General features: G+C 29.9%; 14 protein-coding genes. All 14 read left to right on the plus strand.

Annotated elements, in window-relative coordinates:
• Positions 1-51 precede the first annotated feature (51 nt).
• Complete coding sequence (locus IC173_RS18445) at positions 52-528, plus strand: hypothetical protein (RefSeq protein WP_227856052.1); 477 nt, start codon at positions 52-54, stop codon at positions 526-528.
• Entirely contained in the window at positions 509-721 is a 213-nt protein-coding gene (locus tag IC173_RS18450; RefSeq protein ID WP_227856053.1) for a hypothetical protein, read from the plus strand. The genes IC173_RS18445 and IC173_RS18450 overlap by 20 nt, the downstream gene beginning before the upstream one ends.
• 87 nt (positions 722-808) lie before the next feature.
• A complete protein-coding gene (locus IC173_RS18455; RefSeq protein ID WP_227856054.1) occupies positions 809-1,351 on the plus strand; it encodes a hypothetical protein in 543 nt (180 codons plus the stop codon).
• A gap of 440 nt (positions 1,352-1,791) precedes the next feature.
• Entirely contained in the window at positions 1,792-2,163 is a 372-nt protein-coding gene (locus IC173_RS18460; RefSeq protein WP_077710981.1) for a hypothetical protein, read from the plus strand.
• Positions 2,164-2,242: 79 nt separating this feature from the next.
• A complete protein-coding gene (locus tag IC173_RS18465; RefSeq protein ID WP_227856055.1) occupies positions 2,243-7,975 on the plus strand; it encodes a phage tail tape measure protein in 5,733 nt (1,910 codons plus the stop codon).
• A gap of 134 nt (positions 7,976-8,109) precedes the next feature.
• On the plus strand, positions 8,110-8,268 hold the full coding sequence (locus IC173_RS18470) for a type I toxin-antitoxin system toxin (protein ID WP_054276803.1): 159 nt from the start codon (positions 8,110-8,112) through the stop codon (positions 8,266-8,268).
• A 158-nt stretch (positions 8,269-8,426) separates the two neighbouring features.
• Positions 8,427-9,182: a distal tail protein Dit gene (locus IC173_RS18475; RefSeq protein WP_227856056.1), complete on the plus strand. Its 756-nt coding sequence runs from the start codon at positions 8,427-8,429 to the stop codon at positions 9,180-9,182.
• Position 9,183: 1 nt separating this feature from the next.
• Positions 9,184-11,952, plus strand: coding sequence for a phage tail spike protein (locus IC173_RS18480; RefSeq protein ID WP_227856057.1), 2,769 nt, complete (start codon positions 9,184-9,186; stop codon positions 11,950-11,952).
• Positions 11,953-11,958: 6 nt separating this feature from the next.
• The gene (locus tag IC173_RS18485; RefSeq protein ID WP_227856058.1) at positions 11,959-15,837 is read left to right on the plus strand and encodes a hypothetical protein; all 3,879 of its coding nucleotides are present in this window, start codon (positions 11,959-11,961) and stop codon (positions 15,835-15,837) included.
• An 18-nt stretch (positions 15,838-15,855) separates the two neighbouring features.
• Positions 15,856-16,194, plus strand: coding sequence for a hypothetical protein (locus IC173_RS18490; protein WP_227482477.1), 339 nt, complete (start codon positions 15,856-15,858; stop codon positions 16,192-16,194).
• Positions 16,194-16,331, plus strand: coding sequence for an XkdX family protein (locus tag IC173_RS18495; protein WP_227482478.1), 138 nt, complete (start codon positions 16,194-16,196; stop codon positions 16,329-16,331). Before IC173_RS18490 ends, IC173_RS18495 begins: the two co-directional genes overlap by 1 nt.
• Positions 16,332-16,349: 18 nt before the next feature.
• Positions 16,350-17,387, plus strand: coding sequence for an InlB B-repeat-containing protein (locus IC173_RS18500; protein ID WP_227856059.1), 1,038 nt, complete (start codon positions 16,350-16,352; stop codon positions 17,385-17,387).
• Between the two features lie 705 nt (positions 17,388-18,092).
• Positions 18,093-18,323, plus strand: coding sequence for a hemolysin XhlA family protein (locus IC173_RS18505; protein ID WP_021385516.1), 231 nt, complete (start codon positions 18,093-18,095; stop codon positions 18,321-18,323).
• 15 nt (positions 18,324-18,338) lie between these two features.
• Positions 18,339-18,552, plus strand: a 214-nt coding sequence (locus tag IC173_RS18510) for a phage holin family protein (protein WP_227856060.1), incomplete at its 3' end; no start/stop codon positions are given.

Genomic DNA, 18,552 nt, shown 5'->3' on the forward strand with positions numbered 1-18,552 from the left:
GATTAAAGCTCTAGTAACTAACTAGAGCTTTTTTAGAAAGGGGACATAAATATGAATGAACTTAAAGTAACAAGTTTAGAAGAATTAAAGAAAATAAAATTGACTGAGGTAATAGAAGTTGGAAGATTTTTAGATGGAACTATGTTAGTTGCAGAAGTAAAGCAACCTGACTTAATGGCTCTTGCAATGGCTGGTAAGATACCAAACAGTCTAATGACAGCATCAATGAGTTTAGTTGAAGAGAAGGAAAGTAAAGATAGTACAGGTGAAAAAGTACTAAAGAAGATGAATGATGAGTCTAATTTCTCAAAAGAAATGTTTGAAATGATGGATATAGTGGCTAAAGAAGTGCTAGTTAACCCTACATATTCTCAGATTAAAAAAATAGGATTGGAACTTTCTATTGAACAAAGATTAACATTGTTTAATCGTATTCAAGGAGGTACAAAGTCACTAGAAAACTTTCATCAAGAGTCCACAGATATTGAGGATTCTAAATCAAGTGATAATGTACAACAAGATGCCTAGTGAGATATTAAGAATTAAAGATGAATATACTTCTTTTTGTTTCGATGAAGCTTGTATGTTTTTAGTAGAAGCTATAAAAAATGATAAAAAGCTTAAATTTGAAGAGAATAGTAATACTTCTAAAGAAAATATAAGAAAAAGAACTACTTTTGTTGATATGGCATTAAAAAAGAAAGAAAAAGATAGAAAATAGTATTAATTTATTCTATTATAATAGACTAGCCTTGTGATTTAGTGTAAAATTTATAGTGAGAAAATGATTTCACAGGGGGATTATATTATGAAAATAAACAAAAAAATATTATCATTAGTTCTATCATTAGTAATTGGGATTTCTGTAGTTGGGTGTAGCTCTCCAAGTTCGCCAGATGATTCATCTAAAAAAGATGCAAAGACAGAGCAAAAGAAAGATGAAAAAAAAGAGTATAAATTTGGAGATACTATAGAAATGAAAGACTATGATGAAGGAACTTACAAGCTAACATTTGAAGGTGTGAGAAGCACAGATGAACGTAATGAGTTCGCTGAAATTGAAGCTAAAAAAGTAGTTTTTGTTGATTTTAACTATGAAAATGTAGATTGTAAAGAAGCTGTATTTGTAACTGAGGGAATTGAATATCAAGTGGCAGATGGTGATGGAAATGTGCTACAAACTTATCCAGTAGACGATTCAACTAGAATGCAACAAGAAACAACAGCAGGTACTAAATCAAAGGGAACAACAGCGTTTGCTATAACATCAGACTCAAATGCTGTAAAAATAATTGTAAAAGATAAAGTAAATGACAAAGTAATGGGAGAAATAAATGCTACTTTAGAATAAAAATAGTATTAGAGAAAAGAAAAAAGTTAATAGGTAAAATATTCTAAATGAATAGAGTGAATTAATGTTAATTTATGATATAATGATAATATAGAAATTTTGTAGTGTTCAATTTATTGTATACATCAGATGTAATCATTGAAATTACTATGATATAAGCATATTTTGTGATATATCAAAAACACTACTGGTTATTCACTGCAATTTTAATGTGGTTTTATATGTGTAAGGATTGAAAATTCTCAATTTGTTTTGAGGTATTATGAGGTATTATATTAACTAAGTGGTATGTAAAGCTAAATCTAGATAACCTACTGCTGTTCCTAATTCTAGTATTATATTAACTAAGTGGTATGTAAAGAATAATTGATGAAAAAATGTTTCTTGTGTTGTATTTTTAAATTAAAAAATATGTTTAATTTATAGTGAAGGAGAATATCATGGCATTATTTGGGGATAAGATTAGTAAAGAAGAAAGAGAAGCAACAAAAGAAAGAAATAAACAGTTTTATGAAAAAATGAAGAATATGACAAAAGAAGAAAAAAAAGAGTATGAGATACAGGAATTTATGAAGAAATATCAGTTAGAAAATTTAGATGAAAAAGATTTAATAGTATTAAAGAGAATAGCAAGCGATTTGTTTGGTAATGGTCTTATTAAGACTGGAATGGCTTTGAGTTTTGCCGAAGCAAAGGAACAAGCAAAAATAGGATACCTTAGTGCTTTAACAGAACAAAATTGGATGATAATTAGACAGCTAGCTCAGTTGAATACCAATATAGAAAAACTTATAGAAGATAAAAAAGAATAAATTGAAAATAGCAATACAGACACTTACTTAAATAGTAGGTGTTTTTTTATGTGGAATTTTGAGGAAGGGAGGGAAAAATATGTCCTTAGAATTAGGAACAGCAGTTGGTTATTTAGACCTAGATGGAGGGAAGTTTTTTAAAGCTCTTGCTGACGCAGCTAAACAACTTAGTCAATTTAATTCACACACTAAGTCTACTGGTACTGCTATGACAGCAATGGGAAAACAAATTTCTGATACAGCAAATTCTTTGACACAAATAGGGAGGCAATCAGCATTAGCAGCATCCGAATTAAATAAGATAGCATCAACTTCAAGTGGACCATTTTCATCACTAAAAAACTCTATAAAACAGACTGAGAATGAACTAAAAACAGCTAGAAACACAATCGATGCATATGCTCAAGGTATATCTAAACTTACAAGTGAAATAGATAAGTCAAAGCAAAAGTACACTGAAATAGGAAACAAAATAGAAAGATATGAACAACAATTAGAACGTTGTAATAGTATGTATGGAGAAAGTTCAGAACAGTCACAAAGATATAGAGAAGCTATTGAAAGACTTAAAAATTCTCAGACTCAATTAGGTAATGAAATCGAAAATGGAGAAGATTCTTTAACTGATATGAGAACAGCTATGAATAATGCTGAGGCAGAAGCTAATAGACTTAGTGATTCATTAAGAAGTATGCCATTTGATGCTATTGGAACTAAAATGAAAGATATTGGGCAAACACTAACTTCGACAGTCACAACTGGACTAATTGCAATGGGAACAGCAGCAGTAACAGCAGCTACAAACACAGAACAAGCAATGTCAGTTGTTAACTCTATATTACAACTAAATACAGAAAAAGTTCAAGGTGGAAAAAGTGAGTGGGATGCTTATGCAAGCACATTAAAAGAGGGTGCTAATGAAATTGGAATGGCTTATGATGAATATGCTAACTCTGCATATAATGCGATATCTGCAAGTGTAAAGCAAGCAGATGTAACTGAATTTTTAGCACAAGCAGATAAACTAGCAACAGCAGGTTTAACAGATTTAGCAAAAGCTACAGATGTGTTGACAACTATTCAAAATGCGTATGGTATGTCTCAAAAGGATATGGCTCATGTAAGTGATGTACTTATACAGGTTCAAAATAAGGGCAAGATTACAGTGGATGAGTTAGCAAGTTCTATGGGGAAAATAATTCCAACTGCAAAAAGTTTGAATGTCAGTATAGAGCAACTTGGAGCTGGATATGCTATATTAACTGCAAAAGGAATTGCTGGCACAGAAGCAACAACTTACATGAATGCAATGTTCAATGAGCTTGGGAAAAGTGGGAGTAAAGCAGATAAAATACTTAAAAAATTAACAGATAAAGGATTTGCTGATTTGCAAAAAGAAGGAAAATCAACAGCAGATGTATTATTAATATTAGATGATTATGCAAAGAAAAATAGTTTATCTCTATCAGACCTATTTGGTTCAGCAGAAGGTGCAAAGGCGGCTAATGTTCTGTTAGGTGATGCAGTTAATGAAACTACGGGAGAAATAATTGAAGGGACAAAGAGTGCGGATTCATTTAATCAAATGCTGGGGGATATGAAAAATTCTGCTGGTCTTTGTGATAAGGCTTTTGAACAACTGGATAATACTACAAAAACAAAACTTGAAGATGCGTTGAATTCAACGAAGAATATGATGTCTGATTTGGGAGAAGTTATGATGCCTGTGATTGCTAAAGTAGCTGAAATGGCAACTGCTTTTATGAAAAGTGTTAGCGAAATGGCAAAGAGTAATCCTAGTTTCGCTAGAATAATTGTATCGATAGGAGCTGTAGTCTCAGCAATAGGACCTTTATTAGTAGTACTTGGGACAATGGCAATCACAATACCTAAGGCCATTGCTGCTATCGGGTCGATAGGAAGTGCATTTACATTTCTAAAAACAACATTAGCAGTAGTTAGAGGAACTGCGGATGCAAGTTCAAAAACAATGTCAGTTTTGGCAAAAGGGATATCTATGATAATAAGTCCGACTGGATTAGCTATCATCGCAATAACTGCATTAGGAATAGCCTTGAATAAATACATGTCGCAAGATTCGATTCAAGTTGGAGAAAGGTTTGGAGAAAACATATCAGATGGGACACAAAAAGCAGTTGGAGCTTTTATGGATTTAGAAGAGCAAACAACAACAACCTTGAACCGAATGTCGTGGTCTGGAGAAACTGTTTCGACTGAAATGAAGGATACTTTAATAAGTAACTTTGACTCTATGTCTAGTCAGATAACATCAAAGTTAAATGAAACAAAAGAAAGCAGTAAAGCAACATTACAAGAAATGTTTGTTAGCTCAACCACTTTATCAGACAAAGAAAAAGAAGCTTTAATAAAAAATACTGACGAAGCTTATAGTAACAAAGAAAAGAAAGTAGAAGAAAGTACAGCTAGAGTAAAAGAAATTTTAACTAAAGCAAGTGAAGAAAATAGAAGTCTGACACAATCTGAAGCAGATGAAATAAATCGTATTAAAACAGAAATGTTAAATACAGCTGTAAATGTCATGTCTGAAAGTGAAGCAGAACAAGCAGCAATAATGGAAAAAATGAGAGCTAACGCTACAAATCTCTCAGCAAAACAAGCAGCAGATGTTGTGAAAAATTCTATAAAGCAAAGAGATGAAACTGTAAAATCAGCAAATGAAGAGTACAATGAGAGACTCAAGTTAGCAGCTCAACTTAGAGCTGAGGGCGGGAAAGAAAATGAAGAACTTGCAAATAAAGTAATTCAAGAAGCTACAAAACAAAAAGATGAAGCAGTAAAAAAAGCACAAGAAATGCACGAAGAAATTGTTTCAGAAGCTCAAAAACAAGCAGAAGGTCAAGTGGAAAAAATTGATTGGACAACAGGAGAAATAAAATCGAGATGGGAAGTATTAAGAGATGAAATCAAGAAGAATATTGATACATCTCAAAGCGATTTCGACACTTGGTGTAGTAATACAGATAAAGGATTCGCTGATACGTGGAACAAAATAACTCGAGGAGTTTCAAATGCGTGGAATAGCATAACAGAGAGTTTGTCAAATGCGTGGAATAGTATAAAGGAAGGTTGTAATAACCTTTGGACGAGTATATCTGAAGGTGTTAGTAGTGCTTGGAATAGCGTTTTAGAATGGACAACAAATACTTGGAGCAATATAACAAGTTTTTTAGGCGAGTTATGGGAAAGTATTAAAGAAATGGCTACAAATGTATGGAATGGTATTGTTAGTTCAGTAACAGATGCATGGAATAGTATAACAGAATTTTTAAGTCCAGTTACCTCATTCATTGCCGAAATGGTAAACATGGCATGGGAATCAATTAAAGAAACAGCTACAACTATATGGCAATCTATTTCTGATATAATACAGAGCGTTTGGGATTTTATAAAGGCAATTATAGGACTTGGCGTGGAAATAGTAAAAGCATTAGTAAGAGCTGCGTGGCAAGGTATAAAAGATATAACTTCATCGATATGGGAAGGTATAAAAAGCGTAATACAAAGTGTTTGGGATGCAATAAAACCATATGTAATGGGTGCAGTAGATTCTGTAAAAGCAGTTGTAACAAATGCGTGGAATAGTATAAAGGATATATCAAGTACAATTTGGAATGGAATTAAGACAGTTGTAACAAACGCATGGAATGGAATAAAATCAATTGCTAGTAGTGTGTCGAATGCGGTCAAGTCGGTAGTGTCAAGTGCATGGAATGGAATAAAAAATATAACATCTTCGATATGGAGTGGAATCAAAACAGCAGTATCAAATGCATGGAATAATATTAAATCGAGTGCTACAAGCTCAGTATCAAATGTAAAAAATACAACAACATCAGGGTTTAATTCCTTAAAATCAGCGGTTACAACTATATGGAATAATATAAAAACAGCAATATCAAATGTATGGAGTAATATAAAAACAGCAGTAAGTAATGGTGCAAATGCAGTAAAATCAGTATGTTCAAGTGTATTTAGTACAATATCTAATATTTTGACAGCTCCATTTAAAGCCGCACAAAAAGCAATAAGCGGTATACTTGGAGGAATTACAAGTAAAATAAATGGAATAAAAGATAAAGTAAGTGGACTTTTTAGAAGTGGTTCTATGATTCCTCAAAATAGCAATAATTTTATTCAGCAAGATATGTTACCAACATCAAGGATATTTAGAGCATCAATGGAAGGTTTTACATCAAGTAGAGGAAGTATACTAGACTCTATTAGCAAACTTTCTAATACTATGACAAAAGGTATAGGTAGTTCTTCATCAGGAATAGCCTCACAATTTAAAAAAGCAGGAGAAAACTCAGCAAAAGCGTATTTAGATGGATTGTCAAACATAGAAGAAGGATTAACAAATACACTTAGAACAATCCAAGCAATAATAGGCAATGGAAACATAAAAGAAGCTCAAGAAATTAAGAAGTTTAATAAGGAAGTTCAAAAACTACAAGAAGAAAAAGCTGAAGAAATAGCAGAATTAGATAAAGAACATAAGAAAAAACAAAAAGAAAGAAATGAAAAAGAAAACGAAGATATAAAGGAAGCAGAAGCAAAGAAATATAAAAATAAAAAAGAAAAATTAGCAGCATTAAAGAAGATTAAAGATAAATATAATAAGGAGTCTGTAAAAGACCAAGAAGAATATAGAGAAAAATTTGAAAAAATAAATAAAAAGTATGATAAAAAAGAAAAAGAAGATACTGAAAAGCATCAAGAAGAACTACAAAAACTCAGAGAAGAGAAAATAAAAGCTGAAAGAGATTTCAATAAAAAATATAATGATATTAAAGAAGATTATGCTGAAAAAGTAGCAAACTTAGATAAGAAATATATTGAGGACCAAAAGAAACTAAATGAAGAATATCAAAAGATATATGACTCAAGAGTAAAATCTTTAATGGGTTATACAGACTTATTTTCTTCTGTAACATTTGAAGAAATTGACAATGATGAGTTAATGGAAAACCTAGAAGAGCAAGTTGATGTACTTAGAAAATGGGACACTGATATGGCAGATTTATCTACAAAAGTAGGTAAAGATTTGTATGAGGAACTATTAGCTAAAGGACCACAAGCTCATAATGAAATAGAAGCAATAAATAAGATGTCAAAAGAGCAACTAGAAGAATACGAAAGACTCTATCAAGAAAAGAAGAAAATAGCTGAAAGAAGAGCCAAAGAAGATACAGAAGATGAAAAATATAGAATAGAAAAAGAAATTGAAGAATTGAAAAAAACTTATGATGCAGAATATAGAAAACTAGGTCAAGAAATGCAAAAAAGTATAGAGGAACAAATTGAAAGTTTTAAGGATAAATTTGGAGTAGTACCAGCTATGTTTATGGAAACTGGTAAAGATTCTATGCAGGGCATGATAGATGGTATTAAATCTATGCAAGGAGCATTGGGTAAAGTTTTAAGTGACATAGTTAATTCTATAAATAAACAACTTTCTAATATAGGATTTAAAGATGTAAATATACCTATAGGAGGAAGAAAAGAAGCAGCAAGGTTTAGAAATGAAATAGAAAACTTACAAAGTATAGCATACTCAGATACTCTAGCAAGAGGGATAGCCTCAAATAATTTACTGAAGGATGCAACTGTTAATATAAATAATAATAGTAAAGTTGATAACGAAAAAAGTAGTGATAAAAGAGTTGAGTTAACTTTACATATAGAAAAGTTTATAAATAATACTAAACAAGATATAGAGCAAATAGGTTCTGAAATAGCATTTATTACAAATCGAAAATTAAAGTTTTAGTGTAACAAATATATTTTCAATATCCAGATTATGGTATAATGATTTTAGCAAGAAGATGGAACCTATAATCTAAGAGTGGAATTCATACAAACAAAGGATTATCCTCCCAACATTAAGAAGGGAGGTGATTATGTATGGATAATTTTTTACAAGGTGTACTAGCTAGTATTTTAGCTAGCTATATAGTTTACTTGATAAGTAAGTTATTTAGAAAATGTAAAAAACCACTCAAAGCTGGCACTAAGAGTGGTTGGGAGTTTGATTTAAAAATCAAATTCCATAAATTCAAATAACATCATTTATGATGAACTCCACTCTACTGACAATAGATTGTAGTTCTTCTTGCTTTTATTATATCATATCTTGATAAAAATATGCAAAGTAAATAGAAGAGGATGTATCAAAAGAAAAATTTGAAGCATCTTTTTTTTATGTATTAGGAGGTGATAATTTGGCTTTACAATACTGTGTCAGTGAAAATGAACTAGTTTCTTTTCAATATGGTGAGATAAATAGTAGAGATTTTGGTATTGTAATTACAGATATTAATGAACTTGCATCACCAGAACGGAGATTTGAAAGAATAGAGATTCCAGGAAGGAATGGCAGTCTTATTTTAGATGAAGGTTGTTATAGCAATTTTAATCTTGAAATAGAATGTTATATAGATGTGGATGGTAAAGATATTAACATACTATCATCTGAAATAAAGATGTGGTTACAAACAGACTTTTCATATAAAAATCTTATTATAAGTAGTGACCCAAACTATTATAGAGAAGCAGTTTGTATTAATAAACTTGATTTAGAAGAAGTTATAAAGGATTTAGGATATTTTAAGATTACATTTGAATGTAAACCACTCAAAAAACAGTTAATTAGTAATTTAATTACAATAAATGAATCAAATTCTAAGTTAATAAATACTGGAATGGCTTCGTATCCTCTTATAAAAGTATTTGGAAATGGTGATATAGAATTAAAAATAAATAATGAAATAATAGAACTTACAGAAGTTCAAGGACATATATATATTGATTGTGAACTTATGAATGCTTATAAGATAGATATTCATACAAATGATATAGTTAATGAGAATAGTAGAATGTTTGGAGATTTTCCAACATTGGAACATGGTGAAAATATAATAACATACACTGGAGATGTAGAAAAAATAGAGATAGAACCTAGATGGGTGGTGTTATAGATTGCTTAGGTTATATAAAGCAAATGAAACAAGTTTTAAAAACAATGGATTAGGAATATTAAAAGATGCAGTTGAATCAAAGGTTACAGAAGAATTAAATGGGTTGTTTGAGTTAGAGTTTACATATTATGTGAGCTCTTTTTTATTTGATGAAATTGATTATAATAAAATAGTTATGGCTGATGCTTCTCCAAGACTTAAAAATCAGTTATTTAGGATTTATTATATCTCTAAAGAACTTGATGGAAAAATATTAGTTAAAGCAGAACATATTAGTTATGACTTGTTAAATAATTTTATAGAGATTTTAGAACTTAAAAATGTTACCTGTGAAGAAGCTCTTAATCAAATATTTAGGTCCTGTACTGAAGAAAATAGATTTGTAGGATATTCAGATATAACAGGAAATAAAGACTTTTTAATATCTTGTGTAAGTCCACACAATGCTATATCTGATATTAAAGAGTTATTTAACAACAAATCTAAATTAAAAAGAGATAATTTTAATATAAGTTTATTAAATAATATTGGAGAAAGCAATAATGTATTACTAGCATATAGGAAGAACATAACAGGTCTTACAGCAACTTATGATACACAGGAAGTCATAACTAAGATATATCCATATGCAATTAAAAAAAGTGGTAAAAATAAGAAAATTACACTGTCAGAAAAATATATAGAAAGCAAATATATAAATAATTATCCAACTCAAAGAATTGTTGCAATTGATTTTACAGATGATGGTGTAAAGGATGAAGAGAGCTTAAGAAATAAATGTAAAGACTATTTTATTAAAAATAATGTTGATTTGCCTAAAGTTACTTACAAAGTTGAATTTGTAGATTTATCAACTACAGAAGATTATAAAAACTATAAGATGCTTGAGACTGTCAGTATGGATGATGAAATAATAGTTAGAGACTATAATCTAGGTATAAATGCTACTGCAAGGGTAGTAAAAACTGAATATAATCCAGTATTAAAGAAATACAATTCGGTTGAAATTGGTGACTTAGTAAATCATTTTAAAGATGAAAGAATAGATAATTTAGAAGAAAAAATAGATAAGGTTCAAAATAATGTAGATAATATTGTAATTGAAAGTGATAATTTCCCAGATACACTTCCAGAGCCTTCAAATGTCACAGCATTAGGATTATGGAGTATGATTCAATTAGATTGGACTTTTGATAATAAACTATATTATAACTATGAAGTATATGCATCCCAAATAAAAGGATTTGAACCAGATACTGTAGGATATACAAATAGGATATATGTGGGTCAAGCAAGTTCATTACTTCATGAAGTTAAGCCTATGCAGACTTGGTATTATAGAGTAAGAGTAGGGAATACACATGATAACTATAATGAATTTTCAAATGAAGTTAGTGCAACAACAAGGAAGTTAAGTGATGCAGCTGAATATTTTGAAGAAGCAGCTATAGGTCATGCAGTTATAAGAGATTTAGATGCAGATAAGATAAATGTAGGAAAAGTAAAAGGACAGTATATTGAAGCTAAAAATTTAGTTGTGGTTGATGGAAACAGCCAAACAACTTTAAATATAGACAGTTTTGGAAATGTTCATATAGGTGCAACAACATTTACATTAAAAGGGAAGTCGCTAGAGTCAATTATAGGAGGAGAAATAGATAATATAACTCAACTTGAGATATTTAACAAATTAACTAATAATGGTCTTGCTAAAGGACTATATATGGTTGGGAATGAGTTATATTTAAATGCAAGTTACATTAGAACTGGTACTTTAGAGGGGCAATTTATAAATGGTAGAAATTTAACTGTGAGAGATAATGATGGATATACAACGCTACAAGTAGATAGTAATGGAAAAGTCAATATAAGAGCTAATGAGTTATCTATAGGTGATAAAAACAACTATGAAAGTGTTTTAACTAGTGACCAAAAAGCAGTATTTGATGCATTAACAGGGAATCGAAATTGTGGAATATATTTAAGTGGAAATAGATTATATATAAATGCTGATTATATAGATACAGGTACTATTTTATGTGACAGAATAGGTGCTAGTTCATCAAATCCATTTATATTGCTATTTGAGGGGAATGGTGCAAAATGTGCCTTAGATGCTACAGCACAGTATGGAGTAGGAATAGGAAAAGCAATGCGTATGAAATATAATGATTATTCATATGTATATGTTTCTAATGATGTGATTAGTGGTTATCTTGATGGTGAGGAAGTATTTGAATTTGGTTATCAAGATGAAAAAAGTTACATTAATACAGGTTTAAATACACAACATATAAATCCTCAAACAGATAGTTGGTATAATTGTGGTTCAAATAGGAAAGCTTGGGATTATTTAGTATGTAATAATTTAAATCAACTATCAAGAACAGCAACTACATCTACTCGAATGATGAATAGTACATTTAATGAAGAGATTTCAAATAACTGTATAGATTTTGTTAAAAGTAGCTCAGTACAATCTGATGTATTTACACCATATAATTTAAAATCTATGAGCAATAACAATATTGAACATAGGTTACAGCTTGATATACACTCCTCTTTAGATAATCCTATTTCTAAATACATTTTTAAAGATGTGTCAGATGAGGCTGGTGAAGGCGTTTATGCACAAGATATAACATCTCACTTAGCAGTATTACAGTTATCTTTACAAAAAACTATATTAAATTTTGAAAATTATAAAGATATAACAAGTAAAAAAATAGAAGAACTTACAAAACGAATAGAAGTATTAGAAAGCAGGTGATATAAATTGAGAGATAGAGTTTATATTGTAGACATCAATACCAAGATGTATCAAATAGCTAGATATAAGCAAAATGACAACAATGTATTTTATAACATGAGGATAGTACAGGATTCTATAGATGTTGATTTAACTGGATATACAGCATTAGCATTTTTTAGTTTACCAAGTGGAAGAGTTACTCAGAAAAATTGTACTATAGAAGGTTCAACTGTTTATACTGAATTAAGTCATATAGAGCTTTCAGAGGAAGGTGATGTTGCTTCTGAGATAACTTTATATAAAGATGACAAGGTAGTTACTACATTTTCTACAATAATAAAAGTTGAAAAAAGTATAAATAGAAATGCAATAGAGGATGAGCCTAGTTGGGATATAATAAAAGACATATTAAATGTATTAAGTTATGAAGAAGAAAGACAAGAAAATGAAAATGTAAGAAAATCTAATGAAGAAATTAGAATAAGTTCTGAGAATGTAAGAGTTGGCAATGAGAATATAAGAATTGAAAGTGAAAATCAAAGAAAAGGTAATGAAGCTGAAAGATGTGATAATGAGGAAACAAGAAAAACTCAAGAGCTTACTAGGGAAACTAATGAAGAAACTAGAAAGACAAATGAAATAACAAGGGAAGCAAGTGAGGAACTTAGAAAGACAAATGAAACAACAAGAGAAGCAAATGAAGAGATAAGAAAAAACAATGAGATAGTCAGAGAATCAAGTGAAGAAACTAGAAATACAAATGAAGAAACAAGAGAAAATAATGAGATAGTTAGAGAATCAAATGAGGGAATAAGAAAAACTAGTGAAGAAACAAGAGAATCAAATGAAAATACTAGAAAAGCAAGTGAAGAAGTAAGAAATACAAGTGAAGAAACAAGAGTTACTAATGAAGTAGATAGGCAAGAATCAGAAACTAAAAGGGAAGAAAGTGAAGAGCTTAGAAAAAGCAATGAAGAGACAAGAGAAGAAAATGAAGAACTAAGAAAAAGCAATGAAAATACTAGAAAAGCAAGTGAAGAAGTAAGAAATACTAGCGAAGAAACTAGAAATGCAAATGAAGAAACTAGAAAAGCAAGTGAAGAAGTAAGAAATGTAAGTGAAGAAACTAGAAATACAAATGAGGAAGTTAGAAAAGTTAGTGAAACAACAAGGGAAACTAATGAAGAAACAAGAAAAGCAAATGAAATAACAAGACAAAGTTCAGAAACTAAGAGAGAAGAGAATGAAAAACTAAGAAAAAGCAATGAAGAAACTAGAGAATTAAATGAATCAACTAGACAAACATCTATAACTAACATGCAAAAGAAAGTAGATGATAAAGTAGCTGAGGTTGATAATAAAATAGTTGAAGTTAATACTGCTAAGACAAATATGGAAACTGCTGTGAGCAATAAGATTACTGAATTTGAGGATAGATTTGAAGAGTTGGAAAGTACAAATACAACAGGAGAAATAATACAAACAAGAGAAACTTACGATGGAACTCAAAAAAGTACATTGAAAGAAAGATTTACATATGATTTTGATAAGGTATATGAAAAAATCGCTGAAATGAGTTCGGCTGCAACTAATGTAGCCTTTAGTAAGTCTTATGTTGAATCTGATTGGTTATCTGATGGAGAATACTTTAAACTTACAGTTAACCATAATCTTGTTACGGAGAATATATTTGTTGCCATATTGGATGAAGCAACTAAGAAAAGTATGACTAATTCTTATACTGTAGTTGATTCTAATACAATAGAAATTTTTAATGAAAGTAATATAGATGTAAAAGTGACTGTTGTAAATGGTAATACCAATAAAGAAGTTATAACAGCTACAATAAACGATAATATAACAACACTAGATAGTACTTATTCTAGTGTTAAAATTGATGCAAAAATAGGTGTAAACGAATTAAGCACAAATGCTAAAAACCTAACAGATGCAGTTAATGAACTTTTTCAATCTGTCAGTAATGGAAAGGAATTAATCGCTACTGCTATTACTGACAAAAAAGTACCAACTAATAGTAGTGATACATTTCAAACTATGGCAAGTAATATTAGTAGTATAAAACAAATGCCAGATATGCCTAGTGATGTTGAAGAAGTTTGGGAATTTACAGGCCATACAGGTGGAGTATATTCAGTATGTGTAGATTTAAATAATAATATAATTAGTTGCAGTCATGATAGTACAATAAGAAAAATATCAACAAGTGGTACTGAGATGTGGGAGTTCACAAGCCATACACTACCAGTAAAATCCATATGTGTTGACAAACAAAATAATATTTATAGTGCCAGTGATGATTACACAGTAAGAAAAATATCTCAAAGTGGTATAGAAATATGGAAATTTACTGGTCATACAGGGTATGTTGAAGGTGTATGCGTAGATTTAAATGGAAATGTTTATAGTGCTAGTGATGATTATACAATAAGAAAAATATCTCAAAGTGGTATAGAAATATGGAAGTTCACAGGTCATACAAGTTATGTCTTTTCTGTATGTACAGATTTAGATAACAATCTTTATAGTGGTAGTTATGATAATACTGTAAGAAAAATATCTCAAAGTGGTATAGAAATATGGAAGTTCACAGGTCATACAAGTTCAGTATATTCAGTATGTGTAGATTTAGATAGTAATGTCTATAGTGGTAGTGATGATAAATCTATAAGAAAAATATCTTCAAACGGAACTGAGATATGGAAATATAATGAAAATACTAGTAATATATTTACAGTCAACACAGATTCTGAAGGTTCGGTCTATATTGGAGGTAGAGATAAAATTATAAGGAAAATATCTTCAATTGACACAAAAATATGGGAGTTTAAAGGTCATACTGATTATGTCAGATGTGTTTCTATAGACTCTAATAGTAATGTTTATAGTGGAAGTAATGATACTACTGTAAGAAAACTACAACAAAATTTAGGTATTCTAGTTACAAAAGATAACCAAAGTGAAATACACAAAATAACTAAACTAGATACTATTGTGAAAGAGGTTTTACCTGCACCTACTGAAGTATGGGATAAAATCCAAGGTGGTTATGTATATTCAATATGTATAGACCTAAATAATAATATTATTAGTGGAAATTATGATAGAATAGTAAAAAAAATATCTCCAACTGGAGAAGAAATTTGGAGTTATAAAGGACATGAAAGTGGTGTATATTCAGTATGTGTAGATTTACAGAATAATATATATAGTTGTAGTAGTGATATTACTTTGAGAAAAATATCTTCAAGTGGTGCTGAAATTTGGAGATTTACTGGGCATACAGGTACTGTACGTTCAGTATGTGTAGACTTGCAAGGTAATATAATAAGTGGTAGTGCTGATTTTAAAGTAAGAAAAATATCTTCAAGTGGTGCTGAAATTTGGAGATTTACTGGGCATACAGATACTGTACGTTCAGTATGTACAGATTCACAAGATAATATAATAAGTGGTAGTGCTGATGATACAGTAAGAAAACTGTCAACAAATGGTGCTGAAATTTGGAGTTATAAAGAATATGAAAGTTCTGTAAACTCAGTATGTACAGATTCACAAGATAATATAGTAAGTGGTAATGGTAACTTTAAAGTAAGAAAGATATCTTCGACTGGAGAAGAAATTTGGAGTTATAAAGGACATGAAAGTGGTGTATATTCAGTATGTGTAGATTTACAGAATAATATATATAGTGGAGGCAATGATAATACCATTAGAAAAATATCTTCTAATGGAGCAGAAATTTGGAAATATTCAAACTACAAAGATTGGGTATTGAGTATATGTATTGATTTAGAAAATAATATAATTACTGGAGATAGAAGCAGCTTAATAAAAAAACTACAAAACACACATACAGTACAAAAAATAGCTTATTATAGTTAAACTCGGGAGGTAATAAAAATGAACAATCAAAAATATTTAACAGGATTAGAACACAAAGAAGGAAATATATATAAGGTGAATTTAATACACAATATGCCTTTTGACCAAACATATGGGTTAAATAAGTCAGCTCAAGAATTAGAATTAAATGGAGTATTAGTTAATGAAGTAGTAGAAGCAGAACAAAGAGAAGGTTTTGCACCTATTATGTATGTAGATAAGGCAACAAAAGAGATTACATATGAGTATGTGGAAATACCTTTAACACCTGAACAAGAAGTATTAAAAAAGATTAAAGAATTAGAACAGGAAAATGCAAATATAAATTACAGCTTAATGATGGGAGGATTAATATAATGTTAAATTACGATAAAATAAAATATTATTATGACAATGGTATGTGGACTAAAGAAATGGTTAAAAATTCAGTAGGTAAGAATAAAATAACTGAAGTAGAATATAGAGAAATAACAGGTGAGGACTATATAGGATAGTTCTTTTTTATGTTCAAAATGGAGAGTTACTTTTGTAGCTCTCTAAATAAAAAAGAAGGTGATAAATTGTTAAATCAAGATGTAGTAAAGAATATTAATAGCTTGAATAGAGAGAAGGATAATATTAATTTAGAACTTACTAAAAAGGTAAATAAAGAAGATTTGAATATCTTATTACAATTATTAGAAAATAGTAAAAAATATATAATAAATTATGACATTAACTTACCAGAAGGACATTTAGATGAAGATACCATAGTACCAAATCCTATGACAGTACTCTCTAATACGGAAGCCAAACTAGGTTCTCCAAGTAATACAGATTTAAATGAATATAGATTTAAAGGTTGGTCATTAACTGAAAGTGGAGATGTAATTGAAAGATATATAGCTACAGATGACATTACTTTATATGCTATCTGGTATAAATGTGTTGATATTGTGTATGAATTGAATCTTCCTAATGATTTTCAAGGTAGTATTCCAACCATACCTATTGATAGTAATAAATATATTTTAGGAGACAAAGTTAGTCTTTTGCAATTAAGTAATTATGATGAAAATAACAAAGAATATAATTATAAGTTTTGTGGTTGGTCATTAACTGAGAGTGGAGATGTAATTGAAAATGCTACTATAGAAAATGAACATGTACAATCAGAGGGTTTACATTTATATGCAGTCTGGAAAAAATATAGATATGTAACTTATAATGCTAATTTTCCACCAGAAGAATACCCTTTAAATAGAACAGGAGAAGTACCTATAGATACAAATAGATATGTTGAAGGTGATATAGTCACTATATTACAAAATGGTGAAAATAATCCGCTAGGTGGAGAAGAGGATAAGGACAAGTTTTGTGGGTGGGTTTCTGATATAGAAAAAGCTCAAATTCCTGTAATAGCAAGTGAGGCAGAAGAAATCATTATAATAGATAAAGAAGATGTAATATTATATTGTATGTGGGGAAAATATAGAGTGGCATATAGTTCAAATTTTCCAGCTGGAACGGGTGTAAGCGGTACGGCACCAGTTAACACAATTCATATCTAACAGGTGCAAGTGCAATTGTAGCATCTAATACAGGAAATTTACAAGCAGGTTCCTATGAACTTCTGGGGTGGACAACAGTAAGAAATGATGGGTCAACTATGCTAAATTTTGGAGATAGAATAATATTTGATAAAAGTAATATTATTTTATATGGATTTTGGAGAAATAATGAAGAATAAACTCTGAATCAAGAAAAAAAGAAGGCTGGTAATTTAGCATATGTTAGTTATTATGATAATGATACTAGTTCAATTAAAGTTACTGGGATTAGATTAACTAATATTGGATTTAAACCAAATGTTGTTTTTATTAAGGGGTCAGGAGGGGGTTATTATGACTTTTATACTATTGCTTTTGATTCTAATTTAACTAGTAAACCTAACTTTTGCTATTGTGCTTCTTTTGACCGCAGAAATAGTTCTTATGATAAGCATTATTATGTCAAGATTAATCAAAGTAGTGAAACTAATGATAATGCTGTAGGTATGTATAATGACAGAGTATTCTTACCATTTTTGTTTACTGGAAGTAATCCTGGAGCTACTTTTGATTGGTTTGCTATTAAATATATATAGATAATCTAAAATACAATAAAATAAATATGTAGAATTAATAAATTTATCATACAAGATACAAGAAGTTTTAATAACATATAAGACTTAGATAACCTCTAAGTCTTATTTTAATACAAATAAGGAGGTTTTCATGAATGAAGAACTTTTCAACGCAGATTTAAAAAGACATGAAACAAGAATAAATAAACATGGAGAAGAAATAGACGAATTAAAGATAGCGAATATAGAATCTAAAGCAGAATTAAAAGCATTGTGCGAGAATCTAAACTCACTTACAAGCATGTTAAAGTGGTTAATTGGGACAATGATTACAACACTTGTTGGATTCTTTATATTTGCAATACAGAGAGGAATATTTTAATTAGGAGGAAAATAAATGGATAATTTAATAAGTTTCATACCAGAGCAGTTGCTAATTTTAGTTGCTGCTCTTTATGTTATAGGGGCAGGTTGTAAGAAGTACAAACAGTTAGATAACAAGTATATTCCAGTAGTATTACTAGCACTTGGAGTAGGCTTCTCAATATGGATGTTAGGATTAAATGCTGATGCAGTCTTACAAGGTGTAATTTGTTGGGGTATATCAATAG

Source organism: Clostridioides sp. ES-S-0048-02 (assembly GCF_020658495.1).
Lineage (GTDB): Bacteria > Bacillota > Clostridia > Peptostreptococcales > Peptostreptococcaceae > Clostridioides.